This window comes from Actinomadura craniellae (assembly GCF_003289645.1).
GTDB lineage: Bacteria > Actinomycetota > Actinomycetes > Streptosporangiales > Streptosporangiaceae > Actinomadura_D > Actinomadura_D craniellae.
Map to the genome: position 1 here is coordinate 1 of NZ_QLYX01000018.1, position 19,388 is coordinate 19,388.

General features: G+C 70.8%; 20 protein-coding genes. 2 read left to right on the forward strand and 18 right to left on the reverse strand.

Going from position 1 to position 19,388, the window contains the following annotated elements:
* Positions 1-1,242: 1,242 nt before the first annotated feature.
* From DPM19_RS29550 to eccD, 5 genes are all read right to left on the reverse strand, one after another.
* A complete protein-coding gene (locus DPM19_RS29550) occupies positions 1,243-1,701 on the reverse strand; it encodes a hypothetical protein (protein ID WP_111871352.1) in 459 nt (152 codons plus the stop codon).
* 19 nt (positions 1,702-1,720) lie between these two features.
* Positions 1,721-2,011, reverse strand: a complete 291-nt coding sequence (locus DPM19_RS29555; RefSeq protein ID WP_111871353.1) for a WXG100 family type VII secretion target — start codon at positions 2,009-2,011, stop codon at positions 1,721-1,723.
* An 18-nt stretch (positions 2,012-2,029) separates the two neighbouring features.
* Entirely contained in the window at positions 2,030-2,317 is a 288-nt protein-coding gene (locus DPM19_RS29560; protein WP_111871354.1) for a WXG100 family type VII secretion target, read from the reverse strand.
* A gap of 352 nt (positions 2,318-2,669) precedes the next feature.
* The gene (gene eccB, locus DPM19_RS29565; RefSeq protein WP_111871355.1) at positions 2,670-4,049 is read right to left on the reverse strand and encodes a type VII secretion protein EccB; all 1,380 of its coding nucleotides are present in this window, start codon (positions 4,047-4,049) and stop codon (positions 2,670-2,672) included.
* Positions 4,050-4,055: 6 nt separating this feature from the next.
* Positions 4,056-5,477: a type VII secretion integral membrane protein EccD gene (gene eccD, locus DPM19_RS29570; RefSeq protein ID WP_111871356.1), complete on the reverse strand. Its 1,422-nt coding sequence runs from the start codon at positions 5,475-5,477 to the stop codon at positions 4,056-4,058.
* Between the two features lie 130 nt (positions 5,478-5,607).
* Here eccD and eccCa point away from each other — a divergent pair, with 130 nt between their 5' ends.
* Positions 5,608-9,576, forward strand: coding sequence for a type VII secretion protein EccCa (gene eccCa, locus DPM19_RS29575; protein WP_111871357.1), 3,969 nt, complete (start codon positions 5,608-5,610; stop codon positions 9,574-9,576).
* Positions 9,577-9,578: 2 nt separating this feature from the next.
* On the opposite strand, the gene DPM19_RS29580 is transcribed toward eccCa, so the two are convergent.
* The 13 genes from DPM19_RS29580 to DPM19_RS29640 form a co-directional block, all read right to left on the reverse strand.
* Positions 9,579-10,802 carry a S8 family serine peptidase gene (locus tag DPM19_RS29580; RefSeq protein WP_158566936.1) on the reverse strand — a complete coding sequence of 408 codons (1,224 nt, stop codon included), beginning with the start codon at positions 10,800-10,802 and terminating at the stop codon, positions 9,579-9,581.
* A 37-nt stretch (positions 10,803-10,839) separates the two neighbouring features.
* A complete protein-coding gene (locus tag DPM19_RS29585) occupies positions 10,840-11,673 on the reverse strand; it encodes a hypothetical protein (RefSeq protein WP_158566937.1) in 834 nt (277 codons plus the stop codon).
* Positions 11,674-11,780: 107 nt separating this feature from the next.
* Entirely contained in the window at positions 11,781-13,007 is a 1,227-nt protein-coding gene (locus tag DPM19_RS29590) for a WXG100 family type VII secretion target (RefSeq protein WP_111871360.1), read from the reverse strand.
* A 9-nt stretch (positions 13,008-13,016) separates the two neighbouring features.
* A complete protein-coding gene (locus tag DPM19_RS29595; RefSeq protein WP_111871361.1) occupies positions 13,017-13,349 on the reverse strand; it encodes a hypothetical protein in 333 nt (110 codons plus the stop codon).
* Positions 13,346-13,654 carry an SAV_915 family protein gene (locus DPM19_RS34985; protein ID WP_146779042.1) on the reverse strand — a complete coding sequence of 103 codons (309 nt, stop codon included), beginning with the start codon at positions 13,652-13,654 and terminating at the stop codon, positions 13,346-13,348. Before DPM19_RS34985 ends, DPM19_RS29595 begins: the two co-directional genes overlap by 4 nt.
* Before the next feature lie 136 nt (positions 13,655-13,790).
* A complete protein-coding gene (locus tag DPM19_RS29600) occupies positions 13,791-14,099 on the reverse strand; it encodes a DUF1416 domain-containing protein (protein WP_111871362.1) in 309 nt (102 codons plus the stop codon).
* A gap of 33 nt (positions 14,100-14,132) precedes the next feature.
* Positions 14,133-14,972 carry a sulfurtransferase gene (locus DPM19_RS29605; protein WP_111871363.1) on the reverse strand — a complete coding sequence of 280 codons (840 nt, stop codon included), beginning with the start codon at positions 14,970-14,972 and terminating at the stop codon, positions 14,133-14,135.
* Complete coding sequence (locus DPM19_RS29610; protein WP_111871364.1) at positions 14,969-15,406, reverse strand: DUF4395 domain-containing protein; 438 nt, start codon at positions 15,404-15,406, stop codon at positions 14,969-14,971. Before DPM19_RS29610 ends, DPM19_RS29605 begins: the two co-directional genes overlap by 4 nt.
* Before the next feature lie 236 nt (positions 15,407-15,642).
* Positions 15,643-16,074, reverse strand: coding sequence for a TlpA family protein disulfide reductase (locus tag DPM19_RS29620; RefSeq protein ID WP_111871367.1), 432 nt, complete (start codon positions 16,072-16,074; stop codon positions 15,643-15,645).
* A 113-nt stretch (positions 16,075-16,187) separates the two neighbouring features.
* A complete protein-coding gene (locus DPM19_RS29625; RefSeq protein WP_111871368.1) occupies positions 16,188-16,895 on the reverse strand; it encodes an anti-sigma factor family protein in 708 nt (235 codons plus the stop codon).
* A complete protein-coding gene (locus DPM19_RS29630) occupies positions 16,892-17,401 on the reverse strand; it encodes a sigma-70 family RNA polymerase sigma factor (protein ID WP_111871370.1) in 510 nt (169 codons plus the stop codon). Before DPM19_RS29630 ends, DPM19_RS29625 begins: the two co-directional genes overlap by 4 nt.
* A 31-nt stretch (positions 17,402-17,432) precedes the next feature.
* Positions 17,433-18,137: an LmeA family phospholipid-binding protein gene (locus DPM19_RS29635; protein WP_111871371.1), complete on the reverse strand. Its 705-nt coding sequence runs from the start codon at positions 18,135-18,137 to the stop codon at positions 17,433-17,435.
* A 120-nt stretch (positions 18,138-18,257) separates the two neighbouring features.
* The gene (locus DPM19_RS29640) at positions 18,258-18,512 is read right to left on the reverse strand and encodes a MoaD/ThiS family protein (protein ID WP_111871372.1); all 255 of its coding nucleotides are present in this window, start codon (positions 18,510-18,512) and stop codon (positions 18,258-18,260) included.
* 147 nt (positions 18,513-18,659) lie between these two features.
* Between DPM19_RS29640 and DPM19_RS29645 the strand changes: the two genes are divergently transcribed.
* Positions 18,660-19,373 (forward strand): winged helix-turn-helix transcriptional regulator, encoded by a 714-nt coding sequence (locus DPM19_RS29645; RefSeq protein ID WP_111871373.1) that lies wholly within the window; start codon positions 18,660-18,662, stop codon positions 19,371-19,373.
* The last annotated feature ends 15 nt before the right edge of the window (positions 19,374-19,388 follow it).

Sequence of the window (19,388 nt, forward strand, 5' to 3'; positions counted from 1 at the left end):
ATACAGCCGCACGGCTCGTTCACGCAGCTCATCGGGGTACTTACGGGGTGGTGCCACGAAAACTTTCCTTCCAGGTCTGAACGATCAGACCAGGTCTGGAACTCTCCGGCAAAACGGGGGAAGCTCATACTGCCTGGAGTCCCACCGATAGGACGCCCACCCGGAACACCGGAGGAACCACCGACCGGACGGCCACCACCGGCGATCACTCCTCCGGGAGGCAGCGCACCACTGGATCCCGTGCCAAAGAAACCACGCGTACCGCCGTTCGCACCGCCCGCGCCCGGCCCACCTGGACGGATCCCGCCTGGCCCCGAACCTGCACCAGGCGGGATCGGGCTCACCCCGCCGGGGAACGTAGGTCCGAAACCGCTCGGCCCCCCACCTCCCGGCCCCAGGCCTCCTGGAGAACCAGGAGGTCCTCCGGTCGGCATCCCGCCCGACCCACTTGGTCCGGTGGGCGGGGCATCCGCGAGCTCCGACGAACCAGGCGCTTCGTAGGGAAGTGGTGTTATCTCACCGAGCCCTCCCGGGGCCGCTCCCCCACTGCCTGGGGAAAGCGAGTGCCCACCGTTCCCTCCTGGGGAGGTGGAGGCAGCGCCACTACCGAAAGGGGAGCCGCTACCTACAGAACCTCCAGGGGAGATCCCACCGCCGCCTCCGCCAACAGGGCCACCTCCGATCCTTTCTCCACCGTCCTCCGGCAGGTTGAGGATCACGATGTCGGGGAGTTGCGCGTAGGCGGAGGCCAGGTCGGTGTTGGTTTTGGCCAGGTGTTGCTGGGCCAGCTTGTCGTCCGCGTCCTGCTGCGTCAGGGCGGATTTGCTGGGGACCAGGACGCCGAGCGGGTCCGGGCCGCTCCTGGCCGGCAGGTCAGCCTGGGACATCTTGAGTGCGCCGTTGGCCTGGGTCATCCCGGACTGGAACTTCGCGCTCGCCTGGGCCAGCACGCCGGCCGCTTTGCCCAGTAGTCGCATGTCGCCGAGCGCCAACTCCTGCGCGTCGCCCTCCCACACGTCGGTGAGGCGCTTCAGGTGGGCGTTCAGGCCCTGCTCGGCCCGTTCGAAGGCCTGCTGGGCGTGGGCGTACGCCCGGCCGATGGCTTGGAGGGCGCCGGGTTCGGCGCCGCGGATGAACGCGGCGATCGCGTCATAGCCGTACTGCGCCGGGTTCCCACGCCCGAGTTCACCGACCCTGACCGGATGTTCCAGCCGTTCACCACCCATGTATCACATCCCCCGTTCACCACGGCGGCGTGTCGGAGAGCCCGGGGCTCTGGCCGACGCGCCGGTTGATGTCGGTCGAGGCCAGTTCGGCGCGCGCGTAGTTCGCGGCCGCCTGCTCGATCCTGCGGATCGCCGCTTCGTAGACCTGGCAGTAGCGCTGCATGCCCGTCACCAGGTTGCGGTGTGAGCCGTCGACCTTCGTGCCGAGTTGCTTGGCCACGTCCCAGCCGCCGACCCGTCCCCCGGCCGGGGAGCCGCCCTGCAAGGTGCTCAGGGCGGTCTTGAGTTCCTGCAGGTCCTGCCGCATGGCCTTGGCGACCTTGAGCAGTTCGTCACGCCGGTACGCCACCGTCCCTGATCCGCTGCCCGGGGTTCCGGGCGGTGCCGGCCAGGGTGTGGCCGGGCGCGGCCGGGGGTCGAGCAGGTGGGCAATGATCTGTCGCGGGTCCTCGATCGGGTCCTGCGGCGGTGTCATCGCGGCTCCTCGGTTCGGGTCAGGTCCAGAGGTTGGTGTTCACGTTCTCCGCGCGGCGGTGGATGTCGTGGGAGTCGCCGATCGCGCCGCCCATGCCCTGGACGACCGCGGTCATCCGGGCGGCGGCCTGGTTCCAGCGGGCCTGGGCCTGGGTGTAGGCGGCCCGGGCGTCGCCGTCCCACTCGGCCAGGTGGGTGCGGATGTCGCCGTCGAGCTGGTCGAGGGCGGCCTTGAACTGGTTGAGGGCGTTGACGAAGTTGGCCTGGCCGTTCTGCATGCCACCGAAGTTGACGAGCGTGTAGTCACCCATGATCGAATCCTTCCGGGGTCAGACGCCGCCGTTGAGCAGGCCGTGGAGGGGACTGATGGTCTGGTTCTTCTCGCCCTCGGCCGCCTGGTACTTGAGCTGGGTGTCGACCAGCTTCTGGTGGATGATGTTCAGGTCCTGCAGGACCTTGGCGAATTCGCTGTCGAAGAGCTGGAACACCTTGGCGAAGGCGACGGCGGACTCACCCTTCCAGGCCCCCATCAGCTCGGCCTGGTGACCGTGCAGCTGGTTCTTGATCTTGTTGATCTGACCGTGGGCGGCCTGGACCTTGCCGGCCGCCTGCTTCATCTGTTCCTGACTGTGCGCTGACTGGGGAGCCACTTCAGAACCTCCTGAGGACGTCGACCGGCGATCGCATCACGACGTGAGAAAGCACGTAGACCCCGGCCGTTTCCCCGTAGCAGCGGCCCCGCGACGCACCCCGCGATTAATAGAAAACGATTTTAGAAGCGCCCCATCCAACTGTCTACCTGATAGATGCACGCTCAACCGCAATGCAATTGCAGCAGCTCCCCCGACGATCCATCGAAAGCGTCTGACCTGGGAATATTGATGATCTCCGGTTCGGGTCCAGAACCAGAAAGTCAGCACCACCTGCCGAACTGGCCACATCCGGTAACGGCGATCATGAATCTGGACATCACGGGCCAGGACGTACCGGAGTAAGCGCGGCATTGGCCGCCAAGACCGGACCTTCAGGCATCAGCTGCAACAGATTCCCCGGCATCGGCACCGCCGACCTGACCAGATAGCCCAATTTTGTCAAGTCCTCCTCTGTCGGAACCGGATAGCGCACGCCCTGCCCGGTGACCAGATAGATCGCCTGCGGCCGCTGGCCGGGCCCCGGCAGCAGCCCGGCCACCGTCCCTCCACCGGGGAGCACGACCTGGTCCAGGCCACCCCGGCCGACGGGGGCGCGGGGGGCCGGCAGCGACCCGCCCAGAACGAGTACAGCCCGGGTCGAGAGCCGGGCGGCGTCCCGGTATACCGCGCACAGCGGGGTGCCCGGGTCGTACGGCACCATCTCGGGCATCGTCTGCGGCAGGTTCCTGTCGTGGACGGTCGTCGGAGCGGGGTGCGCGCCCGCGACGGCGGCGCTGATGTCGCGGTGCCGGTCGAGCACGCCCCGGCCCCGCGGGTCGGCCAGCAGCAGCCGGGCCTGGGTGGTCGAGATCCCGGCCAGTCCGCCGGGCAGTTGCACGTACCAGCGCTCCTCCCCGCCCGCCACCGCCGCGACTCGGTAGACCTGGCCCACCAGTGCGGCAGCGCCGTCCGGTCCGGGCACCCGCTCGCCCCGGTCGGGGATCTGCGGGGCCTTGAAGTCCGGGCCCTGCGGCAACCCGTTGAGCCACCGGACGTCGACCGGCACTGGCTGGTCGTTGCCCAGCACGCGTACCTCGCCGGGCGAGACGCTCAACCGCTTGCCGTCCCAGACGAGCCAGGCCCGCCCCTCCGCCTGGACCAGCACCGCCCGGTCGCCGGGCAGGACCCGGCCGCCCACGTCCCGGCCGCCCACCAGCGAGACGGTGGGGACGGGCGGCGATCCGGTGGTGTGGAAGCACAGCGACCACGGCCCTCCGGCGAGCTTGCGCGCGTCGGGCAGCGCGTCCGGTGCGCCGGGGATACCGGTCACCGGGCCGCGGTCGTACCGGGCCAGGGACTTGCGGGAGACCGAGCGGTGCTGGACCTGGCCGCCGGGCATCGCCAGCCGGGCGGAGGCGTAGTTGAGGAACGGGATGAGCTTGCGGTCCGCAGCGCTGTAGCCGTATTTGGCGCCCGTCTCCTTCTCGATGATGAGGGTGCCCGGCCGGTCGAGGCCGCGTGCCCCGCCCTTGAACACCAGCCCCCAGATGCCGAAGCCAGCGGCCACCACCACCGCCACCATCGTCCCTGAGATCGTGGCGACGACCACCCGCCGGATCGGTGACTCGGCCACGTCGGGGCGGCCTTGCAACAGCGCGAGCGCCACCCGCTGGGTCATCAGCCGGTGCGCCTGGTGCAGGTCCTTACGAGTTTGCATGGGCCCTCACCCGGACAGGCCACGAAGCCACGAGTACAGACCGAGCAGGCCGAGCGCCAGCGGGATGAGGCTGGTAACAAGCGCCAGGTCCAGGAGGTCTCCCGCCCGGCCCCAGAACGGCGTCGGTCGGCCGGCGGGCAGCCGCAGTGCCATCCCGAGGATCACCCCGGCGGCGACCAGCAGCGGCAGCAGGACGGTCAGCGCCGCCGCGCCGGGGGAACCGCCGGCGGCTCCCTCCAGCGCTGCCACGGCGAGCCCGGCCAGCCCGACCACGAGCATCCACAGCCGCTGTGCGCGCCCGTGGAACACCCGGGCCCGCAGCAGCAGGACCGCGGAGAGCACGACGCTCATGGTGTGCGGCAGCCAGCCGTCGGCCGTGATCAGGAACGCCTGGCCGGCAAGGGCCATCAGCCCGACGCCGGTCACCAGCCCGGTCGCGAAGCGGTCGGCCTCACCGGTGCGACGCAGCACGGTCGGGCCGTCGAACGGCCGGGCGGCACTGCGCAGTTCGTCCGCGTCGGCCGGGACGGGCGGCAGTGGCAGCCGGGCCAGCTTGAACGCCAGGGACGGGATCATCGCGGTCAGCACCACGCCCGTCGCCGCGGTGAACGCCGCCACCCCGACCGGGCTCAGCCCGAAGCCGGCCACGCAACCGGCCCCGGCCACCCCGAACAGCGCCACACCGCCGATGCCCAGGAAGTTCGGCAGCCCCTCGGCGATCGCGAATCCGGCGGCGACCGCCACCAGGCTCACCGCGGCGAACGCGGCGAGCAGGTGTAGGGCACCCAGGGAGGGCAGCGGTACCGGCCGCGCCGGGGCGAGCAGCCCGCCGAGGAACGCGTACGGCAGCGCGCAGTAACCGAGCACGGCGCCGGCGGCCGCGTCGCCGGCCGCCCGCGACAGCAGCGCGCCGACCCCGACGAGCAGGACCGCCATGACCCCGGTGACGATCGCCATGAGCGTCCAGGGCGGGCCGGCCAGCGACGGCACTGCCAGGCCCGCCGAGAGCACCGCGGCGGCCGCCGCCAGGCCGAACCGGCGGGTGGTTTCGGGTCGCCACCGGTCGGGCCGGTCGTTGACACCGGTGGCGATGACGTCGGCCACGTCGTCGAAGGCGAGTTCCGGCAATTGCGAAAGTTGGGGACGCAGATACAGCACCTCGCCGTCGCGCACGCCTAACGTCGCGAGGGACTGGGCCGAGCTGAAAGGCGCTTCGTCCAGGCGCTGGAGCGCCCACCCCGAATGTGTCAGGCCACTATCGGCCAGATCCTGGCCTGACGCCTGAAGCAGTGTCGGCAATAGCTGGGCGAGTGGTATGTCCGCGGGAATCGACAGGTCGATACGGCGTCGTGGAGCCATGATGGTCACCCGGCAGAGGTCGTTCACCCTGGTGTCCTCCCTGATCCGGCGATGCCACTCCCGCTGCATACCCGCCCGTCAAATCCTATTTGCACCCTTATCACCCCGTATCTTGCAATAGCAGGAATCACTAAGATGCCGGATTATTCACTACCAGGGCTGACCGACTACTGCCAGTGCAAGTAAGGGATCCACCGGAGTGAGCACGATCTTCATCAGGCGCCCCGAGCGCCGCCCATCACCCCGAATACCGCAGGGCGAAATCCTGCTCGAACCGCCGCCGGAAATACCCGAAACGATCTCCCAGGGATTCACCCAGGCCCTCGTCTACCTGCCCATGGCGGCGAGCGGCGCGGCGATGGGAATGATGTTCCTCGGCGGCAGCGGCGCCGGGAACCCCGTCATGTACGCCGCGAGCGGGCTGTTCGCGCTGTCGATGGTGGGCATGGCGTTCGGCACGATGGGGCAGGGCGCCGGGGAGCGCAGGCAGCGCCTCAACGGAGCCCGCCGCGACTACTACCGCTACCTCGGCCAGGTCCGGAAGAAGGTCCGCACGGCGGCCCGCCGGCAGCGCGAGGCCCTGGAATGGGCGGGCCCCGCCCCCGAAGCGCTGTGGTCGACGGTGATGACCCACCGGCTGTGGGAACGCAGGACGGGCGACGCCGACTTCGGCCACGTGCGGATCGGCCGAGGCCCGCAGCGGCTCGCCCTCGAACTCGTCCCGCCGGAGACCAAACCGGTCGAGGATCTGGAACCGATGTGCGCCGGGGCGCTGCGCCGGTTCATCCGCGCCCACTCCGTGGTGCCCGACCTGCCCGTCGCCGTCTCGCTGCCCTCGTTCGACCGGATCCTCCCCACCGGGGACGCCGCGGCCTCCCGCGACCTCGTCCGGGCGATGATCGGCCAGCTCACGGCCTTCCACACGCCCGACGACGTGCGGATCGCCGTGTGCGCCGCACCGGGACGGCTGGCGCACTGGGAGTGGGCGAAGTGGCTCCCGCACTGCCTGCACCCGACCGAGCGCGACGCGGCCGGCCCGCGCCGCCTGATCGCGTCCTCGCTGGCGGAACTCGAACGGCTGCTGGGCGACGAGCTGACCGGCCGGCCCCGGTTCGGCGGCCCGCTCGGCGCGGACGACCTCCCCTACCACGTGGTGATCATCGACGGCGGGCTGCTCTCCCCCGACTCCCAGATCGCCGCGGAGGGCATCAAGGGGGTCTGCGTCGTCGACCTGGACGGTTCCGCCGCCCCCACCCGGGACTCGACCACGCTCCGGCTGCACGCCGAACCCGACCGGCTGGACATGCTCCGGCGCGACCACACCGGCAAGGACGTCGCCACCCCGCTCGGCCGGGCCGACCGCTTCTCCCCGGTCCAGGCCGAGGGGCTGGCCCGGCAGCTCGCCCCGCTGCGGGCCGGCGCCGCCGACGAGCCCGAGCAGCAGAACGCGCTGGCCGCCGACCTGACGCTCACCTCGCTGCTGGGCCTGCGCGACGTGACCGCGATCGACCTCGCCGAGACCTGGCGGCCACGGGCGGCCCGCAACCGGCTCCGGGTGCCGATCGGGGTGGACGCCGACGGCCGGCCGGTCGAACTCGACATCAAGGAGTCCGCGCAGGGCGGGATGGGCCCGCACGGGCTGGTCATCGGCGCGACCGGGTCAGGGAAGTCGGAACTGCTCCGCACCCTGGTCCTCGGCCTCGCGACCACCCATTCCACCGAAACGCTCAACTTCGTGCTCGTCGACTTCAAGGGCGGCGCGACCTTCCTCGGGCTGGAGCGGCTCCGGCACGTCTCCGCCGTGATCACGAACCTGGCCGACGAGCTCCCCCTGGTCGACCGGATGCACGACGCGCTGCACGGCGAAATCGTGCGCCGGCAGGAACTGCTCCGGGCGACCGGCAACCACGCCTCGCTGCGCGACTACGAGCGCGCCCGGGAGCAGGGAGCGCCGCTCCCCCCGGTGCCCACCCTCTTCGTCGTGCTGGACGAGTTCTCCGAGCTGTTGTCGGCGAAACCGGAGTTCATCGACCTGTTCGTGATGATCGGCCGGCTGGGCCGCTCGCTCGGGGTGCACCTGCTGCTTGCCTCCCAGCGGCTGGAGGAGGGCCGGCTCCGCGGCCTGGACACCCACCTCTCGTACCGGATCGGCCTGCGCACCTTTTCCGCCATGGAGTCGCGCGTCGTGCTCGGCGTACCGGACGCCTACGAGCTGCCGGCCCAGCCGGGCAACGGCTACCTGAAGTTCGACGTGACCGGCATGACCCGGTTCAAGGCCGCGTACGTCTCCGGGCCGGCCGAGGACGAGCAGCCCGCCGAGCGGGCCACCGGGTCCGCCGCCCCGCGGCACGTGGTGCCCTACACGGCCGGGCACGTCCCGATCCCCGCCGTCGCGCGGCCGGTCGATCCGCACCCGGAACGACCGCGCGCCGAGTCCGAGGAGACCCTCTTCGACCTCGTCGTCGGGCAGCTCGCCGGCCAGGGCCCGAAGGCGCACCGCATCTGGCTGCCGCCGCTGGAGGAGTCGCCGGCGCTCGACCGGCTGCTGCCACCACTGGCGACCGTCCCGGGCCGGGGCCGCACCACGGCCGGCGGAGAGGCCCACGGCCGGCTCGCCGCCGTGGTCGGCGTCATCGACCGGCCGTTCGACCAGCGGCGCGACCCCTTCTGGGTGGATCTGTCGGCCGGCGCTGGCAACGTGGGGGTGGTCGGCGCGCCGCGCAGCGGCAAGTCAACGATGCTCCGCACGCTGATCGCCTCGCTGGCGTTCCTGCACACGCCCCAGGAGGTGCAGTTCTACTGCCTGGACTTCGGTGGCGGGGCGCTGCGCGGCCTGTCCGGGCTGCCGCACGTGGGCGGGGTGGCGACCCGGTTGGACGCCGACCGGGTCCGCCGCACGGTCGCGGAGGTCTCGGCCGTGCTCGAGGAGCGAGAGCGCGAGTTCGGCGAGCGCGGGATCGACTCCATCGCCGCCTACCGCCGGATGCGGGCGGCCGGCGAGATCCGCGGCGACGGTTTCGGGGACGTCTTCCTGATGGTGGACAACTGGCTGACCGTCCGCCAGGAGTACGAGCACCTGGAGCCGGTGATCACCGATCTGGCCGCCCGGGGGCTGGGGTTCGGCGTGCACGTGATCATCTCCACCGGCAAGTGGTCGGAGTTCCGGATGGGCATCCGGGATCTGCTCGGTACCCGGCTCGAACTGCGGCTGGGCGACCCGTACGAGTCGGAGATCGACCGGCGGCTCGCCGACAACGTGCCCGCGGGCCGGCCCGGCCGCGGCCTCACCCGGGAGGGGCTGCACTTCCTCACCGCGCTGCCCCGGGTGGACGGCCGCGGCACCACCGACGACCTCACCGACGGTGTCGCCGCCCTGGTCGAGGCGATCGGCGGCGCGTGGCCGGGGCCGGCCGCCCCGCCGGTGCGGCTGCTGCCGGGCCTGCTACCCGCGACCGCGCTGCCGCCGGTCACCGAGACCGGCTCCCGGCTGCCCATCGGCATCGACGAGACGAACCTGGCGCCGGTGTCGCTGGACATGACCGCCGACCCGCACTTCGTGGTCTTCGGCGACACCGAGAGCGGCAAGTCCAACCTGCTGCGCCTCATCGCGGAGGGGATCATCGCCCGGCACACCCCGCAGCAGGCCCGGCTCATCTTCGTCGACTACCGGCGGACGCTGCTCGACACGGCCGACACCGACCACCGCATCGGCTACGCGGCCTCCGCCGGAGCGGCCGACAAGCTGATGAACGACGTGCTGGGCGCCCTGCAGGTGCGCCTCCCGCCGGCGGACCTCACCGCGGACCAGTTGCGGTCCCGCTCGTGGTGGCAGGGCGCGGACCTGTACCTCATCGTGGACGACTACGACCTGGTGGCCACCTCCGGAAACCCGCTGCTGCCGATCGTCGACCTGCTGCCGCAGGCCCGCGACATCGGGCTGCACCTGGTGCTGGCCCGGGCCATGGGCGGGGCCGGCCGGGCGCTGTTCGACCCGGCGATCCAGCGGCTCAAGGACATGGCCGCGCCCGCGCTGATCATGTCCGGCAACCGGGAGGAGGGGGCGCTGTTCGGCGACATCCGTCCCACCCGGCTGCCCCCCGGCCGCGGCACCCTCGTGGATCGGCGCTCGGGGGCGCGGCTCGTCCAGACCGCCTGGCTGGGTGAGTGAGTTCAGGCTCCGATCGTGCCCACCGGGCGCGCCTGCGGCTCATCGTCGCCCTCCTCCGAGACGGCCGTGTTCGCGGTGACGGGTGCCGCCCGGCTCGGTCGCCAGCCCCGGCGGCGGCCCATGGGGACGAAGATCCCGCCGAGCGCGGCGATCCCGGCCAGCAGGAGGGCGGTGCCCGTGACCGCGAGCGCGATGCCGCGGGTGCGGTGGTCGGCCGGGGCCGGTGCGGCGAGTTCCACCCGTCCGCCCGGTGGTCCGGCGGGGCCCTCCCCAGAAATCACGGCGGTGACCGCCGCCACCGGGTTGATCATGCCCCGGCCGCTGCCCTGCCCGACGTTGCCGTCCGCCGTCACCCGGATCCGGTGCAGGATCTGCCGGTGGTCCAGTTCCGGGTGGTAGGAGCGGACCAGCGCCGCCGTCCCGGAGACGTAGGCGGCGGCGAAGCTCGTCCCCTCGGCCCCGGGGTGGTACCCGCCGGTCCATGCCGTCGGCACCGCGGCGCCGGGCGCCCCGACATCGGCCCGCGTCACCGTGTCGGAGGTGCCGGCGACCGCCCCCGCCGGGCCCAGCGAGGCGACCGAGAGGACGCCCGGGTAACTCGCCGGGTAGGCGGGACCCGCGGACCGCCCGTCGCCGTCGAGGTTCCCGGCCGCCGTGACGATCAGGGCGTCCCTGGCCTGCGCGTACTGGACGGCCTGGGCGAGTTCCGGGCTGTTGCCGGTGGTGATCGAAATGTTGATCACCTTGGCCCGGCGGTCCGCCGCAGTACGGATCGCCTTCGCCAGCCGCGCGCCGCCCGCCCGGTCGCTGTCGGCGTCCTGCTGCTTGATGACGATCAGTCTCGCCTCGGGGGCCACCCCGCTCAGCGGGACGCCCGCGGCGGCGAGGTCACGGCCGCCCGCCAGCGCGGCGACCCCGGTACCGTGCCCGACGCAGTCCCGCTTTCCCGTGCCGGTCAGGTCGACGAACTCCGTGATCCGGCCGGCCAGCATCGGGTGGTCCGGCTGGACGCCGCTGTCGATGACCGCGACGGTGACCCCCTTACCGCGCGTCAACGCCCACGCCCGCTGGAACCCCAGCCGCCGCTGCGCCCACGACTCGCCCTCGACCCGGGGGCTTCCCTTCGGGGGCGTGCAGAGGGGAGCCGCGCCCGCCGTGACAGGCGAAGCGGTCTGCACCAGCACTGCCATGCATCCGATCACCACCGCCGAGCGCGCTACCCGCATTCCGCGGCTCCCGTCGGCTCGGAACCTCCGACGGGCATCATCGGCCATCTCGGGCGTCGAGGAGACCGAGCAGGGCATGCACCGCAGGTTTCTTGGTCTCCTTGTGCAGAAGCTCGGTGAAACGGGCGTCGCCCAGCACGCGGCGCTGGCGGGCGAGCCAGGCCAGATCGCCCTCGACCTCTTCGTGGTCGAGTTCGGCGTGGACCATCAGGGCGCGCATGGTGTGGCCCACCGCCCGCTCCGTCTCCTCGGTCTCGGTCAGAAGAATCCCCAGCGCCCTGTCAGCCCGCGCCCTCCGCCGACGGTCGGCACGCTCTTCGGCCCGGCTCCGGGACTTCTCGTAATGCGCCAATGCGGTGGCGTGCTCTCCTCGCTCATGAGCAATCGCGCCAAGGCCGTACTCGATCACGACCGGATCCGACTGCTCATCATCCTCGGGGAGGAATCTCCACCGGACGCGATCCTCGATCGCGGCATCGCCCTTCTGTACAGCACGGCGAATCGCCTCGCCAACGAGTTCTCGCAACTCCTCGTGGGCCTCCAGCTTCCCGAGGAGAACGCGCACACGGCGCCCCGCACGGTCCACCAGAACCAAGTCCAAACTGGTTCGGATAAGGCCGAACATCGCATCCTTGGGCGCGGCCATCCGTACCGCGACCAACTCGTGAGTGTTCACCCACCTGCGGCGATGCCGCAACCAGTCATCGCCGATGGCGAGACCGCCACCATCCCAAACCGCAAAAAACCCGGCCAATAACGCAAAAGCCCAAATAACCGACCACATGGTCGGATCTCGGACCCATTCAACTCCCAGGCTGAGGAATGTCGAAGCGACAACGCCGATGGGAACGATCATCAAGCTGGCCGGCAAGAAAGTGGACCAATCATATTCGGTCCACGCTAATGCCGGCCCTCGCCCCGGCGGAGGAGTGGGCCCTCCGTCTCCGGTTCCCGACCTGGTCGGTTGCTTCCCCATGTTCAAGGCCTCGGCCAAGCCATGCGCGTCACACCGTCGCGAACTCCCGTATAGGTGTCTTCGACACCATCGACGACGTCGTCCCCCCACTGATCGATAACGAAGCCGGTACCGGCGCCCACCAGGACACCTCCTGCCACGGCCCAGCCCCCAGGGGTTCCCGCACCGATGAGAGCAGCGGTGGCACCGGCACCCGCGAGTGTGCCACCGATCCCAGAGGTGGTGGCGTGAACGGGGTGTTGCCCGCCCTTGACGGCCAAGGTCACGGACACCCCGGTGACCACCCAGCCCGCTATGGGAACCCTTCCAGTCCAATTACCCGCGTAGGTCGGGTCGAGAAGGGCGCGACCCAACGAACTGTCGAGCGCCCGGGAGAGTTGGGTCTTCATCATCCCCAGATGAAGATCATCGGCTGTGTGCTGCGCCTCCGTCGCGCCGGCGATCGCCCCGTACCTGCTGAGGTCGAAGTTCTTGCCGGCAAAATTCGGGTTGTGCTGCAGCAGGCCGGCATGTCGCAAGAATGACTTCGCCGCCCGGTCGGCCTCCTGAGCGGCATGCCTGAAGGCGCTGAGCCGGGGCGAAACTGCACCGGCGAGACCGACGCCAAAGTTGGTGATATGGAAGTACTTGTTGGTGTCCAGCGACTTCCAGAACTTGATGTGGAGCTTCTGGGCCGTGCTCTCCTTCTCTCGGCATGAGACCACGATCTGAGCGGCCTGGAGGTAAGCCTTGGCTTTGGCCAGGTACGCGTCGTAGGCCTGCTCGTAGGCGCTGAACTGACGGTGGTACTCCGCGGAGTAGGGGCCCGCCGGCCGCGGTACCCGGGCGCCGGGGCTCAGCAGGTTCCCCTGGGGTCCGCCCGCCGGTGGGTTGGGCGGGGTGCCCGGCTCGGCGATGGTGGTGGCCGTGGTGGCCAGACCGGCCCTGGCCGCGATCTCGCGGGCCCGGCCCATCTCGGCCTTGCAGCCCGCCAGGTCGTCCGCGTACCTGTTCAGCGCCTTGGCGGCACCCTCCAGATCCGCCAGCAGCGCCTCGGCGCCCGGTCGCGTCCCGGCCAGCACCGTGCGGAATCCGTCGGCCGAACGGCCCGTCCAGTCGTCCTGGGAGTCGACCCGGGCCCGGTGGATGTCGGCCACGGTGCGGTCGGTCTGGGCGGCGACCGTCATCAGCCACCGGGCGGTGGCGCGGAGAGCGGTGGGGTCTCCCTTGACTTCGATGTCCAGTGGCATGGCCCGTCCTCACGGCGCCGGCGCGGGGCCGCACCGGTTCGGGGTGATGACGATCTTGGCGGCGCCTTCCGCGTTCTCGTACACCTGGCGGTTGTGCGCCACCGTGCTCGCGTAGACGTTCAGGCCCTCGACCAGGTCCCCCAGCGAGTTGCAGAACAGGCCGAGACCGGCCGCCACCAGGGCCGAGCAGATGCCGGCGTCCGGAGCGGGCGGCATACCGGCCGCCTTGGCGTCCAGAGCGTCGCTCGCCGCGTCCAGGCGTCTCGCGATCCGGCCGTGCACGCCGGGGGTGAGCATGTAGCCGTCGCCGCCCCCGGGCGGCGGAAAAAGTCCGTCGTTCATGATTGCGCACCCCGCTGTTTCGGAATCGAGTGCCGAACAGGGATTGGATCACCCATATCCCGCACTATTGTGTCCACCCCGCAAACACGCGCCAGTTCCTCAATCCCAGCAGAGCGGTCAACCTGGAGCGAGACCCATGACTGACCCTGACCACATGCGGCCATCAGCCGGTCAAGGGATGAGAAGACGAGCATCGCCTCCCTACCGCCCTCGATCTTTATAAGGGCAATGACCACAGCCTCATCTCCTGGTGAGAAAGCCCCTGTCGGAAGATAGACGACTTCAACCTGGGACATATCGCTCATCGATATCACGCTATACCGCGTGGAAAGCAACGAGCGCTCTTAATTCACGACTGGTTCCGCGTCGCGTGAGCCCAGGAACGGCGAACCCCGCCGCCCGCGGATCAGGTGGGCGGCGGGGTTCGGTGGACCCGTAGGGTCAGATCGCGACCTCGAGGGCGGCGACCTCGCCGGTGACGGCGGTGACCTGGTTGTCGACGCTGACGCCGCCGGCGGCGAGCACGCGCACCGTCCAGTCGCCGTCGGCGGCGAAGAAGCGGAAGACCCCCTCGTCGCCGGTCACGACCTCGGCGGTGAACTCGCCGGTCGAGTCGAGCAGCCGGGCGTAGGCGCTGGACACCGGGGCGCCGTCACGGGTGACCGTGCCCTGGATGACCGCCTCGTTGGCCAGATCGACGGTCGCGGGCAGGCTGGCGGTCTGGGCGGGGGCCGCGCATCCCTGGGACATTGTTCCTCCTTCTCCGCCGCTCGGCGGGGTTGCTTACTTGGGCTCGCCGAGCTCGATCGGGACGCCGACCAGCGAGCCGTACTCGGTCCAGGAACCGTCGTAGTTCTTCACGTTCGCCAGGCCCAGCAGCTCGTGCAGCGCGAACCAGGTGTGCGAGGAGCGCTCGCCGATGCGGCAGTAGGCGATGGTGTCCTTGGCGAGGTCCACGCCGGCCTCGGTGTAGAGGTCGCGCAGCTCGTCGTCGGACTTGAAGGTGCCGTCGTCGTTGGCCGCCTTCGACCAGGGGATGCTGCGCGCGGTCGGCACGTGGCCGGCCCGCTGCGCCTGCTCCTGCGGCAGGTGGGCGGGGGCCAGCAGCTTGCCCGAGAACTCGTCGGGCGAGCGGACGTCGATCAGGTTGTTCTTGCCGATCGCGTCGACGACCTCGTCGCGGAAGGCGCGGATGGCCAGGTCCTGCTCCTGCGCCTTGTAGTCGGTGGCCGGCCGGGTCGGCACGTCGGTGACCAGCTCGCGGGAGTCGAGCTCCCACTTCTTGCGGCCGCCGTCGAGCAGCTTGACGTTCTGGTGCCCGTACAGCTTGAAGTACCAGTACGCGTACGCCGCGAACCAGTTGTTGTTCCCGCCGTAGAGGATCACCAGGTCGTCGTTGGCGATGCCCTTGCCGGAGAGCAGCTGCTCGAAGCCCGTGCGGTCCACGAAGTCGCGGCGGACGGGGTCCTGCAGCTCGTTCTTCCAGTCGATCTTCACGGCGCCGCGGATGTGGCCCTTGTCGTAGGCGCTGACGTCCTCGTCGACCTCGACGAGAACGAGCCCCGGGTCATCGAGGTGGGCCTGCACCCATTCGGCGTCGACCAGAACGTCGGAGCGGCTCATGCGGGGACCTCCCTGTTGGGGTGATTTTTCGGATTGAAGCGTTGGATCAGCAGATACATCTCGCAGCCGAGGCAGAACCCGAACGCCGCGTTCAGGAAGGCCGCGCCCAGCGCAAGGGCGGTGGCACCGATGCCCAGCCAGTGCAGGTCCGCGACATAACCGACCGTGCCCACCAGGCCGAAGACCAACCCAACCCCTTGGGCGAACCGGGGCGGGGCCGCGGCCTCGAGTTCCCGGGGCGGGCCCAGCCGGGGCCGGATCAGCGTCTGGTAGAGCAACCCGTACGGCGCGTATCGCAGCCCCACCAGGGCCCCTATCGCGAACACCACGGTCTGGACGGCCAGCAGCGGCCAACTTCCGGTCACCAGGACGACCACCAGGACAACGGTGGTGATCGCTGCGGCCAGTCGCTGCCCACGCGGATCTACCTGCATCGGAAGGCTCCTGGGGCCAGGGTGCGTGCGGGAGGCTGGGGGAATTCGGGGTGCGGTGCCTCAGACCGTACGACAGAGCGAAGCCGAGACGCGGCAGAAGTCGACCGCGCGACGCTTCGTGAGCAGCTGCTCCGTCCAGTAACGCACGGACCCGATGGTAAGCGGCTCGCCGCCCGATGTCACCCTCGTCTTGCTCCACGAGACGGTGACATCTATCTCCCCGCAGGTCAGAGCCCTCATTCGGGAATCGCCTCGGCGAGCGCGGCGATGACGTCGGCCTTGCGTGGCTGCCCCGCGGCCCGGCGGACGACCCGCCCGGAGGGGTCCAGGACGAGGACCGTGGGGGTGCGGAGGACGTCGAGCCGGCGCACCAGGTCCAGCCGGTGCTCGGCGTCGATCTCGACGTGCACGACGCCGCCGACCATGCCGGCGACCTCGCCGAGCACCCGCCGGGTGGCCCGGCAGGGCGCGCAGAACGCCGTGGAGAACTGCACCAGCGTGGCCCGCTCCCCGAGCTCGGCGCCCAGGTCTCCGGCGGCCAGCGTCTCCCGCACGGCGGCTCCCTTCGTCACCGGGACGTCCCGCAGCCTGCCGTCGCGCCACCGCCGCACCAGGCCGAACACCGTCGCGGCCAGCAGGACCGCTCCGGCGACCACCGCTCCCGTCATGTCCGCTCCCAACACCGCGGCCCCCGCGGAACTTCCCTCCCCCCTCGCTGATCCTTCAGCATCCGGTGCACCCCAACGCCCCGAATCCTGAAGGATCACCTGGTGAGGGCGGGTCAGGCGGGGATCGTGAGCAGCCGCCGACCGTCCACGGTGACGATCTCGAAGGAACTGATCTGGTCGCGGCGGATCATCGTGGAGCCGCGGAACTGGCCGTACTCGTAGGCCACGTGCCAGCTCGCGATGCTCTCCGAGCTGCCGTCGCGGGCGATCACGCGCAGCCGGCAGCTCTCGCCGGGCGGCGCGCCGTTCATGTGCAGGATCACCTCGGTGCCCCACCGCTTCCCGGTCACCTCCAGCCGGGCGGACAGGCCGGACGCCGGGTCGGCGGCGGTCAGCTCCTCGGGCGCGGGTGTGGCGGTGCGCGTCGGCGACGGGGTCGGGCCGCCGGGGCCCGCGATCTCCCGGCCGTCGCCGCCGAGCAGGCCGCCGAAGAGCGCACCGACCAGCAGCAGGATCATCGCCGCGGCGGCGAGCGGAGCCGCCCACCACCAGCGGGTCCGCTGGACCCGCGCGGCGGCCCGCTGCTCCTCGGCCGCCCGGACGAGCAGCGCGTCGAGCAGGTCGCCGGGCGGCTCGTCGAGCTGCGCCTCGTTCACCCGGGCGAGCAGCGCGGGGAGCCCGGCCAGCCCGGCGAGCTCGTCCCGGCAGGCGGGGCACTCGCTCAGGTGCGCGTCCACGATGGATCGTTCGGCGGGTTCGATCGCGCCGAGCACGTACACGCCGAGCGCCGTGCGCGCCTCCGTGCAGGTCCACTCCGTCATGGCGTCAGCCCCCGCTCTTCGAGGGCCAACTTCAGTGCCCGCAACGCGTAGTACGTCCGGGACTTTACGGTTCCAGGTGGAATACCGAGGGCCTGCGCCGCCTCGGCCACCGACCGTCCCCGGTAGAAGGTTTCCACGAGCACGGCCCGGTGCGGCCCGCTCAGATCGGCCAGCGCCTCGGCCACGGTCCACGACTCCAGCGCCCGGTCGATGTCGTCGCCGACCGGCAGCACCGCCAGCGCGTCGTCCCCCGTCTCGGGCGGGCGGGCCTGCCGCGCCCGGTGCGCGTCCACCACCAGGTTGCGGGCCACGGTGAACAGCCACGGCCGGACGGGCCGCCCGGCCAGCGCCTGCGGGTTCCGCCAGGCGCGCAGCAACGTCTCCTGGACGACGTCCTCGGCGTGCTGGCGGTCCCCACCGGTCAGGCGCAGCGCGTAGCCGAGGAGCGCCCCGCCGTGCTCGGCGTACAGGGCGCGCAACAGCCGCTCATCCGAGGTGGGGCCCACGACTGTGAAACGTACCGAATCGCGGGCCGGTTCAGGCGTTCTCGAGATCGTTGAGTTTGACGTTCTCGGCGGTGGCCGAGACGCGCAGCCCGGTCGGGGTCACCTCGACCTTGCTGATCCGCGAGCCGACCGGCAGGTCCCTGATCGGGACGGTCCAGCTCAGCCGCTGCCGCACCAGCGAGAGCGGGACCTGCACGCCGGTGCCGGACGCGCCCACCGACCGGGGGGTGATGGCGATGCCCTGGGCGGTCGCCCGCACCGAGACCACCATGGTCACGTCCGCGCTGACGCCCAGCATCGCGATGTTGCCCTCGACCTGGACGTCCGGCCCCTTGGCGGAGATGCTCCGCACCCCCTGCGGGGCCCGCTTCTTGAGCGCCTCGAACGGGACGACGGCGGAGGCGACGGCCGTCCGGACCGTGATGCCGGAGGTGTCGCCGTTGACCACATCGCCCAGCGGGGCGGAGACGCCGTGCATCTCGGCCCGGACGTCCTTGACCTCGATGCCCTGGTCGGTCCAGTCGCCGATGGCCACGTCGATCTGGTCGTACTCGCCGCCGATCGCCTGGGTGAGGAACGGGAACCCGTGGATGGTCACGTCCGGCTGCGTGGTCAGGTTGTACTGCGTGGCGATCTGGCGGCCGATCTCGGCCTCCGCGCGGTTCACCGCGAGCCGGTCGGCCACCAGGGCACCGCCGACCAGCAAGATCAGGAACACGACCAGAACCTTCCGCAATTTCTCTCCTCGGGTGACAGGTGGATCAGTGGCGCACCCCTCAGGTCCGCCTCACCTTAGCCAGCCTTACTAGGACTGAGACCACCAAAGGCCCCAGAAGGTTCGTCTTGTCACCGGACTTCAGCCTCCCGCGAAGGGCGGCAGGACCTCCACGGTGCCGCCCTCCGGCAGTTCGACCGTCTCGTGCGGCCGGCCCCCCACCGGGGCGCCGTCGACCAGGAAGGAGCTCCTGACCAGCACCCGGTCGAGCTCGTCCCCGCGGGAGCCCCGCACGGCGGCGAGCGCGTCGGCGAGCGTCGCGGCGTCGTAGGGCTCCTCGGTCACGCCCGCGGCGTCCCGTGCGGCGGCCCAGTACCTGATCGTGCCTTTCGCCATGAATGCAGGGTCTCATTCCCGCAACGGACGAAACCCGTTGGACACCCCCCATTGCCCCTTTGGACCGCTCGGATATGCTCGGTGCAGGGATCCGGGCGACGAGGCCACCCGGGTCCTTTACGTCTTTTTATGGGCGGGAGGCGGCCCTTGAGCAGTCTGCTCTTGCTCACCAACGCACTGGAACCCTCCGACGAGGTCCTGCCGGCGTTGGGACTGCTGTTGCACTCGGTGCGCGTCGCTCCGGCGGAGGCATCCGCCTTGATCGACGCACCACCGGCCGATGTGATCATGGTCGACGCCCGGCGCGACCTGGTGCAGGCCAAGAGCCTGTGCCGGTTGCTGCGGACGACCGGCCTGGACTGCCCGCTGCTGGCGATCGTGACCGAAGGCGGCCTGGCCGCGCTGAGCCCCGAGTGGGGGCTGGACGACATGCTGCTGCAGTCGGCCGGTCCCGCCGAGGTGGAGGCGCGGTTGCGGCTGGCCGTCGGGCGCGTGTCGGCGGGCGAGCAGGACGACGTCCCCGGCGAGATCCGCAGCGGCGATCTGAGCATCGACGAGGCGACCTACACGGCCCGGCTGCGCGGCCGGGTGCTCGACCTCACCTTCAAGGAGTTCGAACTGTTGAAGTACCTGGCGCAACACCCCGGCCGGGTCTTCACGCGCGCACAGCTCCTGCAGGAAGTGTGGGGATACGACTACTTCGGCGGTACCCGGACGGTCGACGTGCACGTACGTCGGCTGCGGGCCAAGCTCGGCGCGGAGTACGAGTCGCTGATCGGCACCGTACGCAACGTCGGCTACCGGTTCGTTCCGGACCACCGGCCGGGCGAGACCGAGGAGGCCGTTCCGGTGCGTTCCTAGCGGACGGTGGCAGCG

Excerpts from the sequence above, each read along its gene's own strand:
- eccD (WP_111871356.1), bottom strand. The coding sequence starts at position 5,477 with ATGCAGCGGGAGTGGCATCGCCGGATCAGGGAGGACACCAGGGTGAAC.
- DPM19_RS29625 (WP_111871368.1), bottom strand. The coding sequence starts at position 16,895 with ATGACGGAGTGGACCTGCACGGAGGCGCGCACGGCGCTCGGCGTGTAC.
- DPM19_RS29610 (WP_111871364.1), bottom strand. The coding sequence starts at position 15,406 with ATGCAGGTAGATCCGCGTGGGCAGCGACTGGCCGCAGCGATCACCACC.
- eccB (WP_111871355.1), bottom strand. The coding sequence starts at position 4,049 with ATGCAAACTCGTAAGGACCTGCACCAGGCGCACCGGCTGATGACCCAG.
- DPM19_RS34985 (WP_146779042.1), bottom strand. The coding sequence starts at position 13,654 with ATGAGCGATATGTCCCAGGTTGAAGTCGTCTATCTTCCGACAGGGGCT.
- DPM19_RS29590 (WP_111871360.1), bottom strand. The coding sequence starts at position 13,007 with ATGCCACTGGACATCGAAGTCAAGGGAGACCCCACCGCTCTCCGCGCC.
- DPM19_RS29620 (WP_111871367.1), bottom strand. The coding sequence starts at position 16,074 with ATGACGGGAGCGGTGGTCGCCGGAGCGGTCCTGCTGGCCGCGACGGTG.
- DPM19_RS29560 (WP_111871354.1), bottom strand. The coding sequence starts at position 2,317 with ATGAAGCAGGCGGCCGGCAAGGTCCAGGCCGCCCACGGTCAGATCAAC.
- DPM19_RS29640 (WP_111871372.1), bottom strand. The coding sequence starts at position 18,512 with ATGGCGAAAGGCACGATCAGGTACTGGGCCGCCGCACGGGACGCCGCG.
- DPM19_RS29550 (WP_111871352.1), bottom strand. The coding sequence starts at position 1,701 with ATGACACCGCCGCAGGACCCGATCGAGGACCCGCGACAGATCATTGCC.
- DPM19_RS29555 (WP_111871353.1), bottom strand. The coding sequence starts at position 2,011 with ATGGGTGACTACACGCTCGTCAACTTCGGTGGCATGCAGAACGGCCAG.
- DPM19_RS29595 (WP_111871361.1), bottom strand. The coding sequence starts at position 13,349 with ATGAACGACGGACTTTTTCCGCCGCCCGGGGGCGGCGACGGCTACATG.
- DPM19_RS29600 (WP_111871362.1), bottom strand. The coding sequence starts at position 14,099 with ATGTCCCAGGGATGCGCGGCCCCCGCCCAGACCGCCAGCCTGCCCGCG.
- DPM19_RS29605 (WP_111871363.1), bottom strand. The coding sequence starts at position 14,972 with ATGAGCCGCTCCGACGTTCTGGTCGACGCCGAATGGGTGCAGGCCCAC.
- DPM19_RS29580 (WP_158566936.1), bottom strand. The coding sequence starts at position 10,802 with ATGCGGGTAGCGCGCTCGGCGGTGGTGATCGGATGCATGGCAGTGCTG.